This window comes from Actinomyces denticolens (assembly GCF_002072185.1).
Classification (GTDB): domain Bacteria; phylum Actinomycetota; class Actinomycetes; order Actinomycetales; family Actinomycetaceae; genus Actinomyces; species Actinomyces denticolens.
Map to the genome: position 1 here is coordinate 39373 of NZ_MVIW01000002.1, position 19821 is coordinate 59193.

Below are 19821 nucleotides of genomic sequence, written 5' to 3' on the forward strand. Positions count from 1 at the left end.
CTATACCCCTGACAGGGCAAGCGCTGGGACTTCCCTGAGCCTGCCGGATTCCATGCGATAGGCGCGATCGGTTGTGGCGAACAGGCGTGCGTCGTGGGTGGTGACGATGATGCAGTGGTCGCGCCGCAGGTCGACCAGCGTGGAGATGAGACGGTCAGTGGAGTCGTCATCGAGGGCGGCTGTGGGCTCGTCCAGGAGCAGTACTCGAGGATTGAGGGCGAGGACCCGGGCGATCGCCAACCGCGCTCGCTCCCCACCACTGATCCGCGCGCCGCGCTCCCCAAGCATGGTGTCCGTTCCACTGCGGTCCCCCAACTGGTCCAGGTCCAGTCCGACTCTGCGGCACAGGCTGCGGATACGCTCCTCGCTGATGCCGGGACTGACGGTCTCGAAATTCTCCATGAGGGTCCCGCTGCGGAAGAAGGGCTCCTGGGGGCAGAGTTGGACGATGCGGTTCCACCCCTCAGTCCCCGTCTCCTCAGGGGAGAGACCTGACACGGTGATGCTGCCGCGGCTGGGGTGATTCGCGCCGGCGATCAAACTCAGCAGGGTCGATTTCCCGCTTCCTGAGGGGCCGACGATCGCCACGATCTCCCCGCAGCGGGCTGTGAGGCTGACCGAGTCCAGGAGCACAGTGCTCTTGGGGCCGGTCGAGATGGAATAGTCGGCCTCCCTGACCAGAAGCGCGCCGTCGCTGGGTGCGCTGACTGGGATCCGCGGGGAGGGGTGCCATTCCTCATCGGATTCCAGGAAGTCATGGATCCGGGTGAGAGCGGCCCATGAGGTGGCCACACCCGTGCGGACGCCGGAAGCCGCTTGGAGTGGGCCGTAGAGCTGGGGCGTGAGGGTGGCCAGCGCGGCCAGCGCGCCAGGGCTCATGCTTCCCCGGATGACTGAGTGACCGCCGATGATGAGGACGGCGACGGTGCCCAGGGCGCCGACGAGGTCGAGGCAGGAGGAGAATGCGCTGTCCACGGTGATCATGCGGATGTGGGACCGGCGCACGTCGGCGGCGGCCTGCTCGGCGCGGCGCTCATCGGAGGGGATATCCGCCGTCGTGCGGGAGAAGAGGTGACCCGCGACGCCCACGCGCTCGATGACGGAGCCGCTGAACAGTGACATGGCGTCGAGCATGTGGTCGGTGGTCGCGCCAAGGGCGCGGGCCACTCTCTCGGTGGGCAGGATGAGAATCACTGCCAGCGCGAAGACCACGAGGGTGATGCTGAAGGAGCGGGACCACATGATGCCCAACAGGATCCCCAGCCGTGCCACGAGTCCGAAGCACTGGGGCAGGATCGTGGAGACGAAGGACTGCGCCTGCGCGGTGTCATTGGTGATCTGCGAGAGCAGGGCGCCGCTGGGGGCGGCGGTGACTCGTGAGGAGGGCAGATGGGTGAGCTTGATGAGCATGAGCACGCGGAGCCGCTCCTGGAAACGCTGCCCGGTGAAGGCGGTCATCCGCTGCGAGGCCACCGACACAACCGTGCTGGCCACTGCGGCCAGCGCAGTGAGCATGCCTGGGATGAGGAGATCCGAGCCGGATATGCCCGGTCTCACGCTGTCGATGATGCGCTGGAGCATCAGTGGCGACACAGTGCTCAGGGCCGCCTGGGCGGCGAGCAGGATCGAGGCGATGATGATCGAAGGTGCCGATGCTCGCAGTGCCCGGCCGCATGTGGACGACAGGACGCGGCGAGAAAGGCTCATGCCAGGGCGACGAGTTGACGGTTCCGCCATGACTGGAGCACCTCCCTGCAGTCACGAAGCCCGGAGGCGACCTGGGCATGCGCGGGATCGGTGGTGGACAGGGAGACGACAGCCGGGTAGGAGGGAATGCCGACGCCGGCGTCGCGCAGCGAGACGGCCGGATCGGAGTCGCGGTCAATCCAGTGGATCGTGCCGTCGAGCTCAGAGTCGCCGATGCGGTGGTCCTCCATCACGGCAAGTGCGGAGCAAGCGCTGCAGGTGGGGGACAGGACTACGTAGAGGCGGTTGTGATCGCCCTGGCCGATCTCCACATGCCTCCACCGGTTCCACAGCCGCATCGCTGCGGTCATGACGACGGCGGTGACCACGGCGACGTAGAGGCGCTCCGGCCGCGGGCTTGCCGCCTCCGGGCTGCTCAGGGCGCTGGCCACCAGTGCGACCGCGGTCAGGGCGCATCCCCAGATATGCGCCGCACCGACCCGCATGCCGGCAATGCCGAAGCATCCGCATTCCTGTCCTCTCAGGGTGGTGGCGCCGACGACGAATCCCGCGTAGATGATCGCCAGCGCCAGGAAGGCGATCCGCTGGTCTGCCGCAGCCAGGGCCAGGAGGGACACGAGGATCTCTGCGGTGATGACAAACGCGCTCGACAAATGGAGGGTAAGGAAATTTGCCCCCTCGGGCCATGCCAACTCCCTGTGGGCGGCAGCCCAGATCTTGGCGCTGGCAGTCCCCAGGAGTACTCCTGTGGCCCCGCCGATGAGCATGGTGATGAGAATGCTGCTCATGAGGATGTCTCCTTGGTGTCGCCGCCCTGCGGGGCGTGAATGAGGATGCCGGATTCCGTTGCGGCGCTGACGATCGGGGGTAGAGGGGTGGGTATTGGATGGCTCAAGGCGTGATTAATGAGGTCTCCGCTCTCCTCGTCCAGTTCGTGAATAGCGAGATGGTGGAGGTCGGCGATGGTCCAGCCGCCGTTGTCCAGGTGCGTCAGAATCATTCCGTCAGCGAGCCGCCATTGTTGATCCATGATGTCACCCACCTTTCAATTTCAACGGTTTTCTTCACGTCGTGCGCGTACTTCTGTCTGAGGAAGGGATCCTGGCCGATGATTGCCAGTCCGTCAGGATCGATGCAGCTATTTGCGGCTAGAGTCCCATCCCTCAGTTCCTCCTGCCAGGAGGGCCACATCGACACAGCTTCCGAGACGGCTCGTAGACGGGCCGCCGCATGATCGTTGACTGGATCGCGACCCTGGGCCCGGAACAGGGCCGCATCGAGGGTGCGAATCCCATTCCTGATCTCTTCCGAGCGCTGGGCGTATGGGACTCGGGCGAATGCTGTGAGGACCTCGGGATCATGCGCGGGGCGGTACGGGGCTCGGGACGACCCGGGGGATCCGGCGGGATCATTGGAGGCGGTCCATAGGAGCTGACTGACCCGGGGGGACAATCCTGAGAGTGCGTCCTCCCAGGAGGACAGGGAGATGATCCGGGCGACATCGATCGTCTGGAGAGCGTCGATACTGAGCCACTGCGGCTCCATCTCGACGACGGTGAGGCCTTCCTCCGCCTCGTTTCCCGCTCCGTGATCGTGGCCGTGCGCGTCGTCCGCTTTCCCAAGGATCCGACGTAGAAGGCCCCTGGTGGCAGCTGGAGCGGACTGCTCGCTGGAGATGGCGCCGATCACGTCGCGGATGCCGCGGGCGTCGATCGCCGTCGCCGGCCCGGTCTTGGGTGAAGTCTCCGGCTGGTGCCGTCTCATCAGGGACGTGAGGTAGTGCGGGATGGCCGTGTCGACGGGAGTCAGGGAGTCGATCGTGTCGCTGTCGCTGTGGCGGGCCAGCGCGGCCCCGAGGACCTCCTCCCCCTGGCGGAGGCTGCTTGCGCCCACGGAGTCATACAGATCCTGGGCCATGGGCTGAACATTGTCACCGACGAGCGCGGTGCCGGGAGTCAGTTGAAGGGCGCCGATGAAGACCGACTGGCCCAGCGGTGGGCGGACATCGGCGATGCGGGCGAGGAGGAATCGAAGGGAGACCGCGGTGTGCTGCTCGGCCAGGGATTTCTCCGTGGTCGGCTGCCAGGATCCTGTGCTCTTGGACAGGAGTGTGCAGGCACTGGCCCAGGGGGTATGCTTGAGATCCATCGGTGTGAGCCTTGATCTAGGAGATTGGTCGGGGCTCGGGGCCCGTCCCGCGCCGTGCCAGCGGCGCGGGACGGGCCCCAATGCTCGCTGCGGACTCAGCGGTAGCAGACGCAGGTCTGGCGAACGAGACCGCGGCAGTAACCGCCGCGACGGCCAATGCTGAGGCAGTGGCTGTGGCACTGATACGCGTTGAACGGGCAGCCGAAGCCCTCGGCGTCCTCGAGGGGGGTGCGGGTCTCGGCGTTGATGTCGTCGCCGAGCTCGTTGGCGGCCAGGTCGGCGGTGCGGCGGGTGAACTTGTCCATCAGTGTGTTCCTTTCTGGATCTCTTCCGGTCGGATTATCCGGAAGGGTCTTGGTGCGCGAGAGGCTTCCGCGCACCTTCCCCGGATCGGGGAAGTCTGTGGTTTGTGTTCCTGGTTCTGAGTTCTTCGGAGATCAGTGGCAGCGGCATGAGAGATTGAGGAATCCCCCGCAGTAGCCGCCCCTGTAGCCGATGGCCTTGCAGTGCATGATGCAGGGGTAGTCGGTCATGGGGCAGCTGAATTCGGCCCCCTCGGTAGGGGGTTTGGTCTCCGAATCGAGGGCTTGGGTGAAGGTGGCGTCGGCGAGAGTCGCGGTGCGGCGGGCGAACTGTTTCATGCCCGGTGTCCTTTCTCTTTCTTGAGGGAGCGTCTTATGCCTGGGGGACTCCCGTGCTGTCAGAGGGGTCGTTGCTCAAGATCGTCGTGGATTCGGCTTCGCAAGGATTCTCTCCATGGTCGGTGAGGGTTCCCTGAAGGTTTCTCATCTCTTGGTGATGATTGAAGTCTAGGGAATACGTAAATGCGGAGGAATGGGTGGAAGGAAGGAATTGAAGAGCCGGTGTCACCCTTATGGCTGAGAAGTGGGAGAGCAGAAGGAAGGATGGAGTGGCGGTCGACCTGATCATGCGTCGCGCCGCGGCAACGCTCGAAGGCGTTGCCGCGGCGCAAAGGGGTGGCGTCGATGAAAGCGGGGCTCGGTCGGTGCGACCCGTTCAGTCCTCCGCGAGTGCCATCACCGGTGGGATGGAACTTGCCCGCCCAGCTGGGCGCAGGGATGCCGACATAGCCACAAGCAAAGTGACGATGATGATGCCGGCGAGCTCCGCGTAGGGGAGGGCCAGGGTGACCCCGCCGTCCTTCAGCGCTGCTAAGGTCCCGGCGCCCCCCAAAGCGGTCCCCGCGACCAGCCCCAGGACGCCTCCGACGGTGGCGATGAGGACGCTTTCGGAGATGATGAGGCGCTTGATCTCCGATCGGCTGGAGCCAGTGGCGCGCAGGACCCCGATCTCGCGTGTGCGCTCCAGAACCGAGATGTCGGTGGTGTTGGCCAGGCCGGACAGGGAGATGACGAAGGCCGACCCGATGACGAGGCACACGATGAGCACCATGCGGTTGATGTTGTCCTCCATCTGCTCCCGCGCTGCCGTGCTGCTCACGACCATGAGGCCCTGCCCCCGGGTCGCTTCGCGGATGGCCTTCTCCGTCGTCTCGAGGGAGCTTCCACTGGTGCGGATCCAGATCATGGAGTCCGTGGGGGCACCGGCCGTCAGACGCTGCGCCGTAGCAGGGGTGATCGCCGCCCCCCAGCCCTCGCGCACGCGCGCCGTCAACGTGGTCTGACCACCCGGCCCCTTGAGGGTGACCTGCGCGCCGTCGGGAATGTGGTAGATCTTGCCCACGATGAGCGTGTCATCGGACAGATCCTCCAACCCGTGGGTGGACCGGACGACGGCGGCAGCCTCGGTTTTGTCGATGGCGACGGCGTAGAGCTTCTCCTCGCGGCCGTCCACGCCCTGGGTCAGTTCGAGCGAGGGAACCTCCATGGTCCTGGCCACCCCATCGACGGATGCCAGGGCTGACGACAGCTGCTCGGTGTCGGTCTGCGGCGTCACTCCATGAACCTGAGCATCAACCGGCGAGCCGCGGTAGACAATCTCGTTGAAGGAGGAGCGCAAGGAGAACAGGCCGACGAACAGTGCCGAGCCCACCAGCACGCAGACGAAGAGCGTGGCCGCTGTAGCCGCCGAGCGACTGGCGTTGCCGGCCAGGTTGCGAGTGGCCAGGTGGAGGACCGGTAACCGCCCCGATGCGCCAAGGCGCCCGATGAGGCTCACGATCCCCACGGTGAGCAGGGGCAGCATCGCCAGGAGCCCGGAGATCACGATGACGCCTCCGCCGGCAGCGAGGTACAGGTTGCCGCCGAGGCCTCCCATCGCGGCGAGGACTGCCCCGACGAGGGCCAGGACGGCGCCGATCGCCGCGGCCCACCGGTGCTGGCGCCCCGCCTGCTTGACGTCGGCCGTCTGGCCCGTCAGCGCCACCAGTGGGGAGACACGGGTGGCTCGTCGGGCGGGACGCAGCACCGCGACAAGTGTGGTCAGGGTGCCCAGGGCAACGGTGATCGCGACAGAGACGGGGGAGATCGTGAGGAACTCGCCGGACAGGTCGGCGAACGTCCCCGAACGCACGAGGGCCGTGGCACCGCCGACTCCGACGGCTGCGCCGAGAATGGAACCGATCGCCCCGGTAACGAGGCCGGTGCGCAGGATAGCGAGCATCACCTGGCGCCGGCTGCTCCCAATGCAGCGCAGAAGTCCCACGGTGCGGGTCTGCCGGGCCACGAGGGTGGTGAAGGTCGTGGCGATGACGATCATGGCGACGATGGCGCACACAGGGGCCAACAGGTTGAGGACCGTTGCGATGGTCGTGCCCCCCTGCTCGCTGCTCGCGCGCTGGACGATCTCCTCATCCGCGGTCTGCGTGGAGGCCGAGGGCTGGACCGCGTTGACGGCTTCAGCGACCTTCCCGCGCAGATCCTCGGGGCTGGTGCCCGGCGAGCCGATCACGTACAGATAGTGGTAGTCGGTCCTCGCGCCGAGTGCCGCGTTCTGGTCGGCCGTGGCGTAGACCGCCCCGATCCCGGAGTAGTTGGAGTCGGCGCCCGGCGAGATGATGCCAACGATTGAGGAGGATGTGCGCGTGCCCTCATCGGCGCTCTTGGTGCGAATGGAATCGCCCACATCAAGGCCCTGATTCTCGGCCAAGTCGGTGCTGACGGCGACCTCCCCGACTGCCGAGGGCAGACGGCCGCTGGTCAGCTTCGTGTGGTCGCTGAGCGTCGGCACATCCTGGAGCGCGATGCTGCTGTTGATCGAGTTGGCCAACTGCGGCGGCAGGTCGAGTTTGAGAATGTCCCAATGGGCGCCGCGCACCGAGGCGATTCCGTCAATCGCGGAGATCTGTGACACGAGCGCCTCGTCCAGGCCTCCCTCAGTGCTGTCGGCCTTGCGCCCGTCGGTGACGACCACGGAGGCGTCGCCCACGGACAGGCGGGCGCCCTCCTGGGTCCGGGTGCGGAAAGAATCGGAGACGACGAAGGCGAAGGCGATGAGGGCAGCGCTCATCGTGACGGCCACCAGGGCGGCGACGGTGCGCCGCAGATCGAGGATCGAGGGCATCAGCGGGCCCCCCGTCCCATGGCGTGGGTGCCGCCGCGGTGCGCCGCGGGGGCGTCGTCGATGATGCGGCCATCGCGCAATCGGATGATGCGGTGGGTGGTCGCAGCGGCGTCCTCGTCGTGGGTGACCATGACGATGGTCTGCCCGAGGGTCTCGCACATGCGGACCAGGGTCTCCAGGAGGTTGGCGGTCGAGGCGGTGTCCAGGGCGCCGGTGGGCTCATCGGCGAAGATGACATCGGGCCGACCCACGAGCGCCCGGGCCACCGCGACGCGCTGCTGCTGGCCCCCTGAGAGCTCGGTGGGCTTGTGGGACAGGCGGTCGCCGATGCCCAGGGTGGTGACGACGGCGTCGTACCAGGCCTTGTCCGGCTTGCGGTGCGCCAATCGCATGGGCAGCTCGATGTTCTCCTCGGCGGTCAGGGTCGGCAGGAGGTTGAAGGACTGGAAGATGAAGCCGAGCTTGTCGCGGCGCACCTGGGTGAGCCGCTTGTCGTTCATGGCGGCCAGGTCATCCCCGGTGATGAGGATCCGGCCGGCCGTGGGGATGTCGAGCCCGGCGAGGCAGTGCAGGAGAGTGGACTTGCCGGAGCCGGATGGGCCCATGATGGCGGCGAACTCGCCCTGCCGGATGGCCAGGCTCACGCCGTCGAGGGCGACGACGCGGGCATCGCCCTGGCCGTACACCTTCGTCACGCCCCGGGCCTCGACCACGGGGCCCGCTGGTGCGGTGATGTGCTGCGATTCGATAACGCTCATGGGGCGCTCGACTCCTCGATTCAGTGGATGATCGGACCCCGTTGACGTTAGAAGCGCCCGAGATCCGTGGGAATACTGCGATCGAGGGGTTCGGCGGGCCCGTCTCAGCCTTTCGATGGACGCCCGCGCGGCGCCCGCCCGCAGCGCCCTCCGGGGCGAGCCGGCGCTCACAGTGGCCGGTGAAACAGCCCATCTCGGCCGAGAACCGTTAGCCTGGGGCGGTGACTGAGCATCAGGACGCCCCCCGACTCAGGCCGGAACCACTGCCCGGCTCGCTCGCCGACGGCCGATGCCTCCTCATGGGGATCGTCAACGTCACCCCGGACTCCTTCTCCGACGGCGGCCGCTGGTCCAGCCCCGAGGCCGCCATCGCCCACGCGCGCCAGCTGCTGGCCCAGGGCGCGGACATCCTCGACATCGGCGGGGAATCCACCAGGCCCGGCGCTACCCCCATCACCCCGCGCGATGAGGCCGAGCGCGTCCTGCCGGTCATCCGCGCGCTCGCCGCCGAGGGCGCCGTCATCTCCGTGGACACCATCCACGCCTCCACCGCGGGCGCCGCCCTCGATGCCGGCGCCCTCATCATCAACGACGTCTCCGGGGGCCTGGCAGATCCCGCCATGCACCCCCTCGTGGCCTCCTCCGGCGCCGTCTACATCTGCCAGCACTGGCGCGGCACGCCGGAGACCATGAATGAGCTGACCGACTACCCGGACGGCGTCGTCGCCGGGGTGGAGGGCGAGCTGCGGCGGCGCCTCGACTCCCTGGCCGCCGCGGGCGCGCGCGACTCCCAGATCGTCGTCGACCCCGGGCTGGGCTTCGCCAAGACCCACCCGCAGTCCTGGGAGCTCCTGGCCGCCACCGCCCGCCTGCGCGAGGACCTGGGCCTGCCCGTCCTCATCGGCTCCTCCCGCAAGCGCTTCCTCGCCGCCGCCGCGCCGCCGGGCGCCGAGCCCACGGGGCGCGACGCCGCCACCGCCGCCACCACCGCCCTGGCCGCCGCGGCCGGGGCCTGGGCCGTGAGAGTCCACGAGATCCCGGCCAACCGGGATGCCATCCGCACCGCCTCCCTCTGGAAGGACCCCCGATGAGCACCGTCACCACCACCTCCTCCGACAGGATCCGCCTCACCGGTCTGTCCGCCCGCGGTTACCACGGAGTCCTCCCCTTCGAGCGCTCCGAGGGGCAGATCTTCACCGCTGATATCACCCTCGACCTCGGCCCGCGCGGCACCGCCGTCGCCGCGGTGACCGACTCCCTCAACGACGCCGTGGACTACTCCGCGGTCGCCAACGCGGTGGTCACGCTCATCGAGGGCGAGCCCGTGGCCCTCCTGGAGACCCTCGCCGAGCGGATCAGCGAGACGGTCCTCGCCTTCCCCCGCGTCATGGCCGTGGAGGTCACGATCCACAAGCCCAACGCGCCCCTCGAGGTCGCCTTCGACGACGTCTCCGTCACCATCACGCGCCTGTCCGAGGCGGCGGCCTCCGTGCTCTCCTCGGCGACGAGCGCGCCCGCCGTCGGCTCCGCCCCCGCCGTCGGCTCCGCCCCCGCCGTCGGCAGTGCGCCCGCCGTGGCCAGTGCGCCCGTCATCGGCAGCGCCCCGGCCGCAGCCAGTGCTCCCGTTGCGCCATCCGCGCCGTCGGCGGCCCCCTACGCGGCCGGCGCCCCCGCCCCGGAGCCGCCTCTGCCCATGGAGCTCCCTGCGCCTCCGGAGCCCTCAGCCCCTACCGGGGCCCACTCGGCCGAGGCGGTCAACGGCGCATCCCCGTATCCGGGCGCCTTCACCGGCCGTCTCGACGCCGTCGGCGATTCCTGGTCCGGCGCGCCGGAGGCCCCGCTCGCCCAGGATTTCAGCGCTCCCGAGCCGCCGGAGGCGCCCGCCCCGACCGCTGTCGGCCTCGGCGCAGTCCCGGCCGACCAGTTCGGGCAGGCCCTGGCCTCCTCCACGGGCAGCCCCATCGGCGGTGCGGAGCCGCTCGCGCCCGGGCCGTCGACCGACTCCGCCGGTCGCGCCGAGGCGCCCGATGCCCTGCGGGGCGAGCCGGGGCAGGCCGGTCCCCTCCAGGCCGACTCCGCGGACAGGCCCTGGGACGCCGCCCCGTTCGATCCCGCTGAGCCCGTCGGCGGCGCGCTGCCAGAGGACTCCCAGGAGACGTGGGCCGAGGAGGCGGGCTTCGACGGCGCCGCGCCCTCCCACGACGGGGCCCCCCATGACGCCGGCGCACTCGCCCCCGAGGACCCCGCCCCCTCTCACGACGCAGCCCCCCAGTACCAGGCCGTCGAGCCCGGCTATGCAACCGGGCCCGGCTACGCGGCGGCGGAGGGCCAGGTCCCGGCCGCCCCCGCCGTCGACCCCCTCGCGGAGGCTCCTGCGGCCCCCGTGCCCGTCGTCATCGGCTTGGGAGGCAACCTCGGCGAGGTCGTCCCCAGCCTGCGACGCGCCGTCCACACCCTCCAGAGCGCCGATGGCATTGAGGTGACGGCCATCGCCCCCCTGGCGCGCACCGCCGCCGTCATCGAGCCCGGCGCCGCCGAGCAGCCCGACTACCTCAACACGGTGGTTCTCGCCCGCACGAGCCTGTCCGCGAGGGACGTCCTGGCCCTCTGCGAGCGCCTGGAGGCCGACGCCGGGCGCGTGCGCCTCGAGCCGAAGGGCCCGCGCACCCTCGACGCCGACATCATCACCTACTCCGACCTGCGCTCGACCGACCCCGGGCTCACCCTCCCGCACCCTCGCGCCGCCAGCCGCTCCTTCGTGCTGCTGCCCTGGTCACAGGCGGACGCCTTCGCCGAGATCGACGGCCAGAGCGTCGCCGCCCTGGCCGAGCAGGCCCCGGACCGCGACGGGATCCGCTGGCTCGCCCTTGACTGGATCGACTCCGACGCCCTGCCCAAGCTCCCCACCGGCCAGTACGTGCCCGCCGACGCCCTTGCGGACTCCTCGCAGGAGGGCGGCGAGCGGGCCTCGCAGTCGCAGGGCGTTCCCGACTTCCTGTCCGCGCCATCGGCCGCACTGGTGGGGGACGAGGAGGAGCCCTTCAGCGAAACCGTCCCCGCCTCCATGGTCAAGGACGCCCTCGCCGCCGATCCCTCGATCGGCGACGCCGCGCCATCGGGCCCCGGGATTCCCGGCGCCCCCTCCGTGCCGGTTCCGCCCGCCCCGCCCGCCCCGAACCCCTTCGTCGACCAGGTCCCCCGGGTCGCCGAGCCTGTGATCGAGGAGGCGCCCGGCCAGGTCGGCCTGCCGGATCAGGCCGCGCAGGACGGGAAGGGCCCCCAGCGCTCGGATGACCACACATGGTCGGCCTCCTCCGGCTGGGAGGACGTCCTCGGCCAGGGCGGGCAGGGGATCTGATGCGGCGCACGCGCTGGACGGTGGTCCTCGCGTGCTTCGCCACGACGACCGCCCTCTCCCTGGTGGCCTTCGATCTCACCCTGCGCAACCGGGGCTGGGTGCCGGCCCTGACCGCGTGGGGCGCGGCGACCGGTGCTGTCATCGCCGTGGTCATCCTCATCGCCGGGCTCGCGGTGAGGCGCCTGCGCGCCAAGCAGGCGACCTGGATCACGCCGACCGGCGCCGCAGCGACCGCCGCGGGCGCCCAGGCCTCCGCTCTGGCGGGATCCTGCATCGGCGGCGTCTACGCCGGGGGCCTGGTCTGCGCGTTCCTCGCCCCCGCCTCACCGGCGATGAGCGACCTGGCCCTCACCAGCGGGCTCTGCCTGGTCGCCTGCGCGGTCTGGTGCGGCGTCGGGCTCCTCGTGGAGCACTGGTGCGCCATCGATTCCTCCGACGACGACGATGACCGCCCAACCGGCCCCGCGCGGTCGGGCGGCGCCGCCACGCCCGGGGCCGCTGCCTGAGCCCCGCCGCGCGGCCGGGAGCGGGCGTCGTCCTGTCCCTCCTCCTGTGGGATGAGAGAACCGCCACCGCGCCTCGGGCATGATGGGAGTTCCTGAGAGGACGAGGAGATCCATGACCGCCCACCCAGTTCCAGGCCCCGCTGATCAGCGTCGGACCGCCGCGCCGAGGCCCTCCCGCCTCACCGACGCCGCCCTGGGCGCCGGCGGGCCCTTCGCCCCTCGGGGCATCTCCTTCTCCCCGGTCTCACCCTCCCTGGCCACCGCCCGCGTCATGGCGGTCCTTCCCAGCCTGCTCATCCTGGCCGCGGGCACGGCCATCCCCGCCATCCTCGTGAGCCCATGGTTCTGGGCGGGAACCGTCGCCGCGATCCTCATCCTGGCCTGGCTGCTGTGGATGATCCCCCGCCAGGTGCGGGCCATGGGGTACGCCCTGGCCGGAGAGCATCTCCTGTGGCGCAAGGGGATCATGTGGCGCCGCATGTCAGTCATCCCCTACGGCCGCATGCAGTTCGTCGACACCTCCCAGGGCCCCATCGGGCGCCGCCTGGGCATCGCCGAGGTCAAGCTCCACACCGCCAGCGCCGGCACGGACGCCACCATCAACGGGCTCCCCGTGGCCGAGGCCGAGCGCCTGCGTCAGATCCTCGCCGAGCGCGGCGAGGAGAGGATGGCCGGCCTGTGAGCGGGACCGCCGAGGAGGGCGGTGCCCCCGAGGGCCTGGCGGCGGCCGGCAGCGCCGTCGCCCGCAACCGGCGCGCGGGAGGCGGCGCACCGAAGGGCGCCCGTCAGCGCGCCATGAGCCTCCCCAAGGGCCTGAGCTGGCGCCACGTCCACCCCATCACCCCGCTGGTCCGCGGATGGAGGGTCGTCGCCGCCCTCTTCGCCATTGTCTCCTGGCAGGCGCGGGACAACATCGGGCGCGCGATCGAGCTCTACCACCAGCTGCGCGAGGTCGACCCCGGCCAGTACAGCCAGACCGTGCGCGACTGGGCCGCGGAGGCCTCCGGCGGCGACCCCACGACCTGGCTCGTCGGCGCCGGGATCATCCTCGGCCTGATCGTGCTCGCGATCCTCATGATCCCGTTCCTGTCCTGGCGGGCGATGAGCTACGCCGTCGACGCCGACGCCGTTTACCTGCGATCGGGGATCCTCGCCAAGCAACTGCGCATCGCCCGGCTGCCGCGCATCCAGAGCATCGACATCACCCACCCGCTGCTCGGGCGCATCGTCGGCCTGGGGCAGCTCTCCGTCGAGGTCGCCGGCGGCGCGGACTCCAAGGTCCTCATCGGCTACCTGCGCACCCGCCAGCTCGAGTCACTGCGCCGGGAGATCCTCGACCTCGCCGCGGGCGCCTCCACGGCCGCGCGACCCGGCGCCCCGGTCGGCGCGGGCGAGGCGGGCGCCGGCGCCGGTGGCGGCTCGAGCCCCGAGATCAAGGGCTTCGAGGACGTCGTGGGCGCGCCCCGCATCTCCGAGGGCGTCCTGACTGAGGCCGAGCACCCCCTCTACGCCGTCGAGCCCCGCGTCCTCATCGCCTCCCTCATGCGCTCGGGGACAGCGGTGGCCCTGCTCATGTCCGGCATTCTCACCGTCGTCGCGCTGTTCTTCGTCCTCCGGCAGGAGGCGGACGTCCTCACCGCCCTGCCCGCCATCATGGGTGTCCTCACGCTTCCCATGGCGCTCATCTCCCTGCAGTGGAGCACCCTCACCTATGGCTGGGGGTTCCGCGCGGCGGCGACGCCCGCGGGCATCCGCGTGCGCTACGGCCTCACTGACGCGACCTCCACGACGCTGCCCCCGGGCCGCGTGCACGCCGTCGGGCTCGTCCAATCAGTGCTATGGCGGGGCAAGGACTGGTGGCGCGCGGATGCCACCGTTGCCGGCCGCGCTGTCACCCCCTCCGCCTCGAAAGGCGGGAAGAAGGTCTTCACGCGGCTGCTGCCCGTCGGCCCGCGCGACCACGCGCTGCGAGCCCTGTGGCTGGTGGTGCCCGACCTGGGGGCCCCTGACCCCGATGGCCTCCTCGCATCGGCTTTGACCGGTATCGATGACGACGGCGCCGGTCCCACCGCCGCGCCCGTCGGCTCGACGGGGCGCGGCTTCATCCCCCTGTCGCGCCGCGCCCGTCCCTTCAATCCCATCTCCTGGCGGCGCAAGGCCATCGCCCTGACCGACACCTGCGTCATCCTGCGACTCAACCGCTGGTCACGGCGCGTGAGTGTCATCCCCTACGAGCGCATCCAGTCCTTCCGCGTCCTCCAGGGGCCCCTCGCGCGGCGCCGAGGCCTGGCGACCCTCCATTTCGACATGGTCGACTCCGATGTGCCCGCCCGCCTGACCAACCTCGACGCCCAGCACGTCACCGAGCTCTCGGCGCTCATCGCCGCGCGGGCTGCGAGGCGGGGCCACGATGAGCACCTCGACCGCTGGCTCGCCCGCGTCACCGCCCACGCGTCGTGAGCCGGCCGCGCGTGAGACGATCCGGGCCATGAGTGACGCATCCGGATGCCCCAGCCCCGAGCCGCCCGCCACCGGCGGGGGAGCGATCCGCCCCGGGCGCCTCGGGGTGGGGATCATCAGCGCGGGCCGCGTGGGCGCCGTCCTCGGCTCGGCCCTGCGGGCCGTCGAGCACCAGGTCGTCGGCGTCCACGCCGTCTCCCAGGCCTCGCGCGAGCGCGCCGAGATGCTCCTGCCGGGCGTCCCCGTCCTGGAGGTCGAGCAGATCGTCGAGCGCGCCGAGCTCGTCCTCCTGGCCGTCCCCGACGACGCCCTGGGCCCCCTCGTCCAGGGCCTGGCCGACCTGCGCCGCTGGCAGCCCGGCCAGCTCGTCGTCCACACTTCGGGCGCGCACGGCGTCGCCATCCTCGAGCCCGCGCGCCAGTGCGGGGCCATCCCCCTGGCGATCCACCCCGCCATGACCTTCAGCGGCTGGTCCACGGACATCGCCCGCCTCACCGGATGCCCCATGGCCGTCACCGCCCCCGCCGCCGTCCTGCCGATAGCACAGGCCCTCGCCGTCGAGCTCGGCGGCGAGCCCTTCGTCCTGGAGGAGTCCGCGCGTCCCGCCTACCACGCCGCGCTCGCCCACGGCGCCAACCACCTCGTCACCCTCGTCACTCAGGCCGTGCGCACCCTGGAGGCCGCCGGCGTCCCCGACGGCGCCGCCGCGCTCCGCCCGCTGCTCGCCGCCGCGCTCGATGGAGCCCTCCATGAGGGGGAGTCCTCCCTCACCGGTCCCATCGCCCGGGGGGACGCGGGCACGATCACCAGGCACCTCGCCGCTCTGGAAGCGCTGGAGGACGCCTCGGGCGACGTCCTCGACGATGTCACCGCCGCCTACAGGGCGCTGGCCCGTGCCACCACGGATCGACGTGAGAGCACAGGGATGCTCGGCGCCGAGCAGGCCGGGGCCATCAGGCGCGCGCTGGAGGCCGACGAGCCAGGGTCCTGACGAGGCGCTGCGCCTGTGAGCGCGCGGCGCATGCGCCCCGTCGGCCGCCCCGCGCCGTGAGGAGCGCCCCGAGTGCGGATCGGTCCGAGTCTCAGCGCGCAGTAGTGTGAGCGCCATGACTGGCACCGCCGCACCATCCCCCGCTGTCCTGGCCCGCACTTGTGCGGAGCTCGCCGATGCCCTCGCGGGCGATGCCGCGCCGCGGGCCGTCGTCATGACCATGGGCGCCCTCCACCAGGGTCATTTCGATCTCGTCGCCGAGGCCGCCCGCCGCGTGGGGGAGGCCGGGACCGTCGTCGTCACGATCTTCGTCAACCCCCTTCAGTTCGCCCCCGGAGAGGACCTCGACGCCTACCCTCGCACCCTCGATGCCGATGTCGCCGGGCTCACCCGTGCGCTCACGGCGCCCGACGGTGCCCTGCGGGTGGGCAGGCTCATCGTCTTCGTGCCCACCCCTGAGGTCATGTACCCGGGCGGTGAGCCGCAGGTGCGCATCGACCCCGGTCCCATCGCCACGGTCCTGGAGGGGCGCACCCGGCCCACGCACTTCGGCGGCGTGTGCCAGGTGGTGCTCGCCCTCCTGCACCTGACCGCCCCCAGGTGGGCGATGTTCGGGCGCAAGGACGCCCAGCAGCTCGCCATCGTCAGCGCCATGGTCCGCGACCTCGCCGTGCCCGTGGAGATCGTGCCGGTGGACATCCGCCGTGAGCCCGATGGCCTGGCCATGAGTTCGCGCAACGCCTACTTGGGCCCCGACCAGCGCTCGCAGGCGCTCGCACTTTCCGCCGCCCTGGAGGCCGGCCGTGCTGCCGCCGGCGCGGGGGCGGACGCGGCGCGCATCCGCACCGCCGCGCTGGCCCACCTGGAGGCCGCCCCTGGGGTCGAGGTCGACTACGTCGCCATCGTGGACCCGGAGACCTTCGTGGACCTGGCGGGCGCCGGGCTCGGGCTGGCCGGGGGCCCTGAGAGGCGGGATGCGCAGGGTGAGGGCGCACCGCGCCAGGCGCTGCTCGCGCTCGCTGCCCGCGTGGGCACCACCCGCCTCATCGACAACGCGCTCGTGCCCCTGACGCGCTGATCGGTGCAGACCGGCGCTGACGCCCACGGCCCCGCCCCTGGAGCACCGTCTCGGTCCCGCTTCGCGTCCTCGAACGACGAGGATGAGGATGGCAGGCCCGGGCTGAGGGGCGAAGCGGGGCGCGGGCAGGGAGACGGGAACGGGCGTTTGATGAACGGGCGATGGCCGAGCGGGAGTGGTGCAGACCTCTCATCCGGGGGTCGGCGCGGCCCCCGCGGCCGTCTAGGCTGTTTCACGATGAGCACCCGCACCCGGACGATGATGACGTCCAAGATCCATCGCGCCACTGTCACCCAGGCCGACCTCGACTACGTCGGCTCCATCACCGTGGATGCCGCTCTTCTCGAGGCCGCCGACCTCCTTCCGGGCGAGCGGGTGGACATCTGCAACTGCGCCAACGGCAATCGCCTGTCCACCTACGTCATCCCCGGTGAGCGCGGTGGCGGTCAGATCTGCGTCAACGGCGCGGCCGCCCACCTGGTCGGCCCCGGTGACGTGGTCATCCTCATCGCCTACGGGCAGATGAGTGATGAGGAGGCCCGCGACTACCTGCCGCATGTCGTCTTCGTCGATGCTGAGAACCGGATTGTTGAGCGCTCCGCCGAGCCCGGCGGCGTGCCCGTGGACTCGGAGGCCGCGCGCCTCCAGGGGCTGCGGCCCTCCGGTGTCCCCCTGTCTGAGGCCCGCGCCTGAGCCGGCGCCCCGTTCTGCACGCTCAGCCTCGGGACGCTTCTCCTACTCCGGTGGAGAAACGTTGGAATCTCGCGGAATATTGTGATCGGCCTCCACCGCTCGATAGACGCTCGGAGTCTCCCATGTGCAAACAGGATGTGAATGCACATCCGAGCCCGTGGCCTTCAGACATGGATCCCTCGTTTCCGCAGAATCTCAACGTTCTTGGGAAGAGAGATGCGTGGTGAGCGTGCCAACCCGATCATGAAGTCGCTGAAGGTCCTCACCACGTGCTCCTCCCCGGCCCGGATATCCTCGTGCGTGAGTCGCAGCGTCGGGTATCCCAGCGCTCCCGCCGCGCTGACGCGCCTGCGATCGGCCCGGAACTGCTCCTGGGAGCAGTGGAACTCGAAGCCGTCCTCCTCGAGGATCAGCCAGCCGTCAACGACGTGGTCCACCTCGCCAACGCCCTCGATGGGCACGCAGCACTCAACCTCGAAACCAGCGCGTCGCAGCCAGACTCGGACAGGAGCCTCCAGAGGGGATCGCGTTCTTGGCTCGACCTCCTCCAGTCGTTTCCGGGCGGTGGCGTCATAACGGCTGGTCAGTAGATCCCGCAGTTCCTCGACGGTGGTGTCACCCCGGCTCAGGGCACCAGCGGTCACTGCGGCGTTCACGAGCTCCTTGTCGGACAGCGTCTCGGGCAGCTCATCCAGATGCGCGGCCCCCCAATGACCCTCGACCGCGGAGATCAGTGCCGGAAGATCGTCATTGGTGGCTGAATCGGTGAGGAGCATCCATCCATCGTGGGCGGTCACCAGCCACTCGGGGCCGTGGGTTGTGGATTCCCGATGAGGAGGCCGGTTATCCACAATCCCACGGCCCGAGTTCGACACGGATCACGGCGCGCGCCGGTCCGGCGCCCGTGGAGGGGCCGTAGACTCGGGCCGTGATCGACGAGACCCCCACTGCCCCCGAGGCATCCCCCCTGGCCGACGCCCCTGCGACCTCCTCAGCGGCCCCTGCCGCCGGCCCCTCCGGGCCATCCAAGTCGAAGCAGCCCAAGGCCGAGCCGAGCCCCGGTGAGCAGTTCGCCATCCGCGCCGGCAAGCGCGAGCGCCTGCGCGCCGAGGGCTGGGACCCCTACCCCGTCCAGCTCCCGATCACCACCACGATCGCCGCCGTCCGCTCCAAGTACGCGGATCTGGCCACCGGTGAGGAGACCGAGGACGTCGTGGGCGTCGCCGGCCGAGTCGTCTTTCTGCGCAACACGGGCAAGCTGTGCTTCGTCACCCTGGCCGACGGCGCGGGCACCACCCTGCAGGCCATGCTGTCGGCCAAGTCATTGCCGGGCCACGGCCACTCCTCGCTGGCCGCCTTCAAGACCGACGTCGACCTCGGCGACCACCTCTTCGTCCACGGCCATGTGGGCACCTCCCGCCGCGGCGAGCTCTCCATCTTCGCCGAGCCGATCCTGCGCGAGGGGCATGACGCCGCCGACCTGGCCACCGCCGGCGACGACGCCCTGGCGGTCCCTGCCTGGCGCATCGCCTCCAAGGCCCTGCGGCCCCTGCCCAAGACCTGGACCAATGAGGCCGGCGAGGCCGTCACTCTGTCCGAGGAGCAGCGGGTGCGCCGCCGCGAGCTCGACCTCCTCACCCGCCCGGCGGCCCGCGACATGGTGCGCATCCGCGCCGCAGTCGTGCGCTCCCTGCGCGAGAACTTCCACCGCCGCGACTACGTGGAGCTGGAGACCCCTATGCTCCAGGTCATCCACGGCGGCGCCGCCGCGCGCCCGTTCGTCACCCACATGAACGCCTTCGACATGGATCTCTACCTGCGCATCGCCACGGAGATCTACCTCAAGCGGGCGGTCGTGGGGGGCGTGGACCGCGTCTTCGAGATCAACCGCAACTTCCGCAACGAGGGGGCCGACTCCTCCCACTCCCCGGAGTTCGCCGCCCTGGAGGCCTATGAGGCCTACTCGGACTACAACGGCATGGCGGATCTGACCCGCAACCTCGTCCAGCAGGCGGCCCGCGACGCCTTCGGCCTGCCCGAGGGCGGGGAGGTCGTCACTCTGGCGGATGGCACCGAGTACGACCTGTCCGGCGAGTGGACCAAGATCGATCTCTACACCTCCATCTCCGAGGCGGTTGGCGAGGAGATCACCGTGGACACCCCCCGCCAGGATCTCGTTCGCATCGCCGAGGGGCTGGGCCTGGAGGTCGACGACTACGCGGTGGCCGGCAAGATCGCAGAGGACATCTTCGAGGTGACCGTTGGCGACTCCCTGTGGGCCCCCACCTTCGTCTACGACTTCCCCGAGGACACCTCGCCGCTGACCCGCTACCACCGCTCCAAGCCGGGACTGACGGAGAAGTGGGACCTGTACGTGCGCGGTTTCGAGCTGGGAACCGCCTACTCCGAGCTGGCCGACCCGGTGGTCCAGCGCGAACGCTTCGAGGCGCAGGCCCTCGCGGCTGCCAACGGCGACCCGGAGGCCATGGTCCTCGATGAGGACTTCCTCGTGGCCATGGAGCAGGGCTTCCCGCCCTGCGGCGGCATGGGCATGGGCATCGACCGCCTCCTCATGGCCCTGACCGGTCAGGGCATCCGGGAGACCATCACCTTCCCCATCGTCAAGCGCGGCTGATCAT

Annotated in this window: 18 protein-coding genes; 9 read left to right on the forward strand and 9 right to left on the reverse strand. The window is 70.4% G+C overall.

Features of this window, described 5'->3' with window-relative positions; all coding sequences use genetic code 11:
- From B1H55_RS00830 to B1H55_RS00865, 8 genes are all read right to left on the reverse strand, one after another.
- Complete coding sequence (locus B1H55_RS00830; RefSeq protein ID WP_231952768.1) at positions 1-1707, reverse strand: ABC transporter ATP-binding protein; 1707 nt, start codon at positions 1705-1707, stop codon at positions 1-3.
- Positions 1704-2495, reverse strand: coding sequence for a hypothetical protein (locus B1H55_RS00835; RefSeq protein WP_073451528.1), 792 nt, complete (start codon positions 2493-2495; stop codon positions 1704-1706). The genes B1H55_RS00830 and B1H55_RS00835 overlap by 4 nt, the downstream gene beginning before the upstream one ends.
- Positions 2492-2749: an actinodefensin-associated protein B gene (adfB, locus tag B1H55_RS00840; RefSeq protein WP_240494173.1), complete on the reverse strand. Its 258-nt coding sequence runs from the start codon at positions 2747-2749 to the stop codon at positions 2492-2494. The genes B1H55_RS00835 and adfB overlap by 4 nt, the downstream gene beginning before the upstream one ends.
- Positions 2704-3855: an actinodefensin-associated protein A gene (gene adfA / locus B1H55_RS00845; protein ID WP_073451526.1), complete on the reverse strand. Its 1152-nt coding sequence runs from the start codon at positions 3853-3855 to the stop codon at positions 2704-2706. The genes adfB and adfA overlap by 46 nt, the downstream gene beginning before the upstream one ends.
- A 95-nt stretch (positions 3856-3950) precedes the next feature.
- A complete protein-coding gene (locus B1H55_RS00850) occupies positions 3951-4160 on the reverse strand; it encodes an actinodefensin (protein WP_073451525.1) in 210 nt (69 codons plus the stop codon).
- 132 nt (positions 4161-4292) lie between these two features.
- Positions 4293-4496 carry an actinodefensin gene (locus B1H55_RS00855; RefSeq protein ID WP_073451524.1) on the reverse strand — a complete coding sequence of 68 codons (204 nt, stop codon included), beginning with the start codon at positions 4494-4496 and terminating at the stop codon, positions 4293-4295.
- 376 nt (positions 4497-4872) lie between these two features.
- Positions 4873-7338: an FtsX-like permease family protein gene (locus B1H55_RS00860; RefSeq protein ID WP_077240515.1), complete on the reverse strand. Its 2466-nt coding sequence runs from the start codon at positions 7336-7338 to the stop codon at positions 4873-4875.
- Positions 7338-8096, reverse strand: a complete 759-nt coding sequence (locus B1H55_RS00865; protein WP_077240514.1) for an ABC transporter ATP-binding protein — start codon at positions 8094-8096, stop codon at positions 7338-7340. The genes B1H55_RS00860 and B1H55_RS00865 overlap by 1 nt, the downstream gene beginning before the upstream one ends.
- Before the next feature lie 221 nt (positions 8097-8317).
- On the opposite strand from B1H55_RS00865, the gene folP reads away from it, so the two are divergent.
- From folP to panD, 8 genes are all read left to right on the forward strand, one after another.
- The gene (folP, locus tag B1H55_RS00870; RefSeq protein WP_077240513.1) at positions 8318-9187 is read left to right on the forward strand and encodes a dihydropteroate synthase; all 870 of its coding nucleotides are present in this window, start codon (positions 8318-8320) and stop codon (positions 9185-9187) included.
- Positions 9184-11454: a 2-amino-4-hydroxy-6-hydroxymethyldihydropteridine diphosphokinase gene (folK, locus tag B1H55_RS12085; RefSeq protein ID WP_096519393.1), complete on the forward strand. Its 2271-nt coding sequence runs from the start codon at positions 9184-9186 to the stop codon at positions 11452-11454. Before folP ends, folK begins: the two co-directional genes overlap by 4 nt.
- On the forward strand, positions 11454-11960 hold the full coding sequence (locus B1H55_RS00885; protein WP_077240512.1) for a DUF3180 family protein: 507 nt from the start codon (positions 11454-11456) through the stop codon (positions 11958-11960). Before folK ends, B1H55_RS00885 begins: the two co-directional genes overlap by 1 nt.
- Positions 11961-12072: 112 nt before the next feature.
- Positions 12073-12642 carry a PH domain-containing protein gene (locus B1H55_RS00890; RefSeq protein WP_077240511.1) on the forward strand — a complete coding sequence of 190 codons (570 nt, stop codon included), beginning with the start codon at positions 12073-12075 and terminating at the stop codon, positions 12640-12642.
- Positions 12639-14420, forward strand: coding sequence for a PH domain-containing protein (locus tag B1H55_RS00895; protein ID WP_096519395.1), 1782 nt, complete (start codon positions 12639-12641; stop codon positions 14418-14420). Before B1H55_RS00890 ends, B1H55_RS00895 begins: the two co-directional genes overlap by 4 nt.
- A 28-nt stretch (positions 14421-14448) precedes the next feature.
- Complete coding sequence (locus B1H55_RS00900) at positions 14449-15411, forward strand: Rossmann-like and DUF2520 domain-containing protein (protein WP_080461521.1); 963 nt, start codon at positions 14449-14451, stop codon at positions 15409-15411.
- Between the two features lie 115 nt (positions 15412-15526).
- A complete protein-coding gene (gene panC / locus B1H55_RS00905; protein ID WP_077240510.1) occupies positions 15527-16489 on the forward strand; it encodes a pantoate--beta-alanine ligase in 963 nt (320 codons plus the stop codon).
- Between the two features lie 237 nt (positions 16490-16726).
- Positions 16727-17182: an aspartate 1-decarboxylase gene (gene panD / locus B1H55_RS00910; RefSeq protein ID WP_073451517.1), complete on the forward strand. Its 456-nt coding sequence runs from the start codon at positions 16727-16729 to the stop codon at positions 17180-17182.
- 164 nt (positions 17183-17346) lie between these two features.
- On the opposite strand, the gene B1H55_RS00915 is transcribed toward panD, so the two are convergent.
- Positions 17347-17958 (reverse strand): hypothetical protein, encoded by a 612-nt coding sequence (locus tag B1H55_RS00915; protein WP_077240509.1) that lies wholly within the window; start codon positions 17956-17958, stop codon positions 17347-17349.
- Positions 17959-18110: 152 nt separating this feature from the next.
- Between B1H55_RS00915 and B1H55_RS00920 the strand changes: the two genes are divergently transcribed.
- Positions 18111-19817: a lysine--tRNA ligase gene (locus B1H55_RS00920; RefSeq protein ID WP_073451515.1), complete on the forward strand. Its 1707-nt coding sequence runs from the start codon at positions 18111-18113 to the stop codon at positions 19815-19817.
- Positions 19818-19821 lie beyond the last annotated feature (4 nt).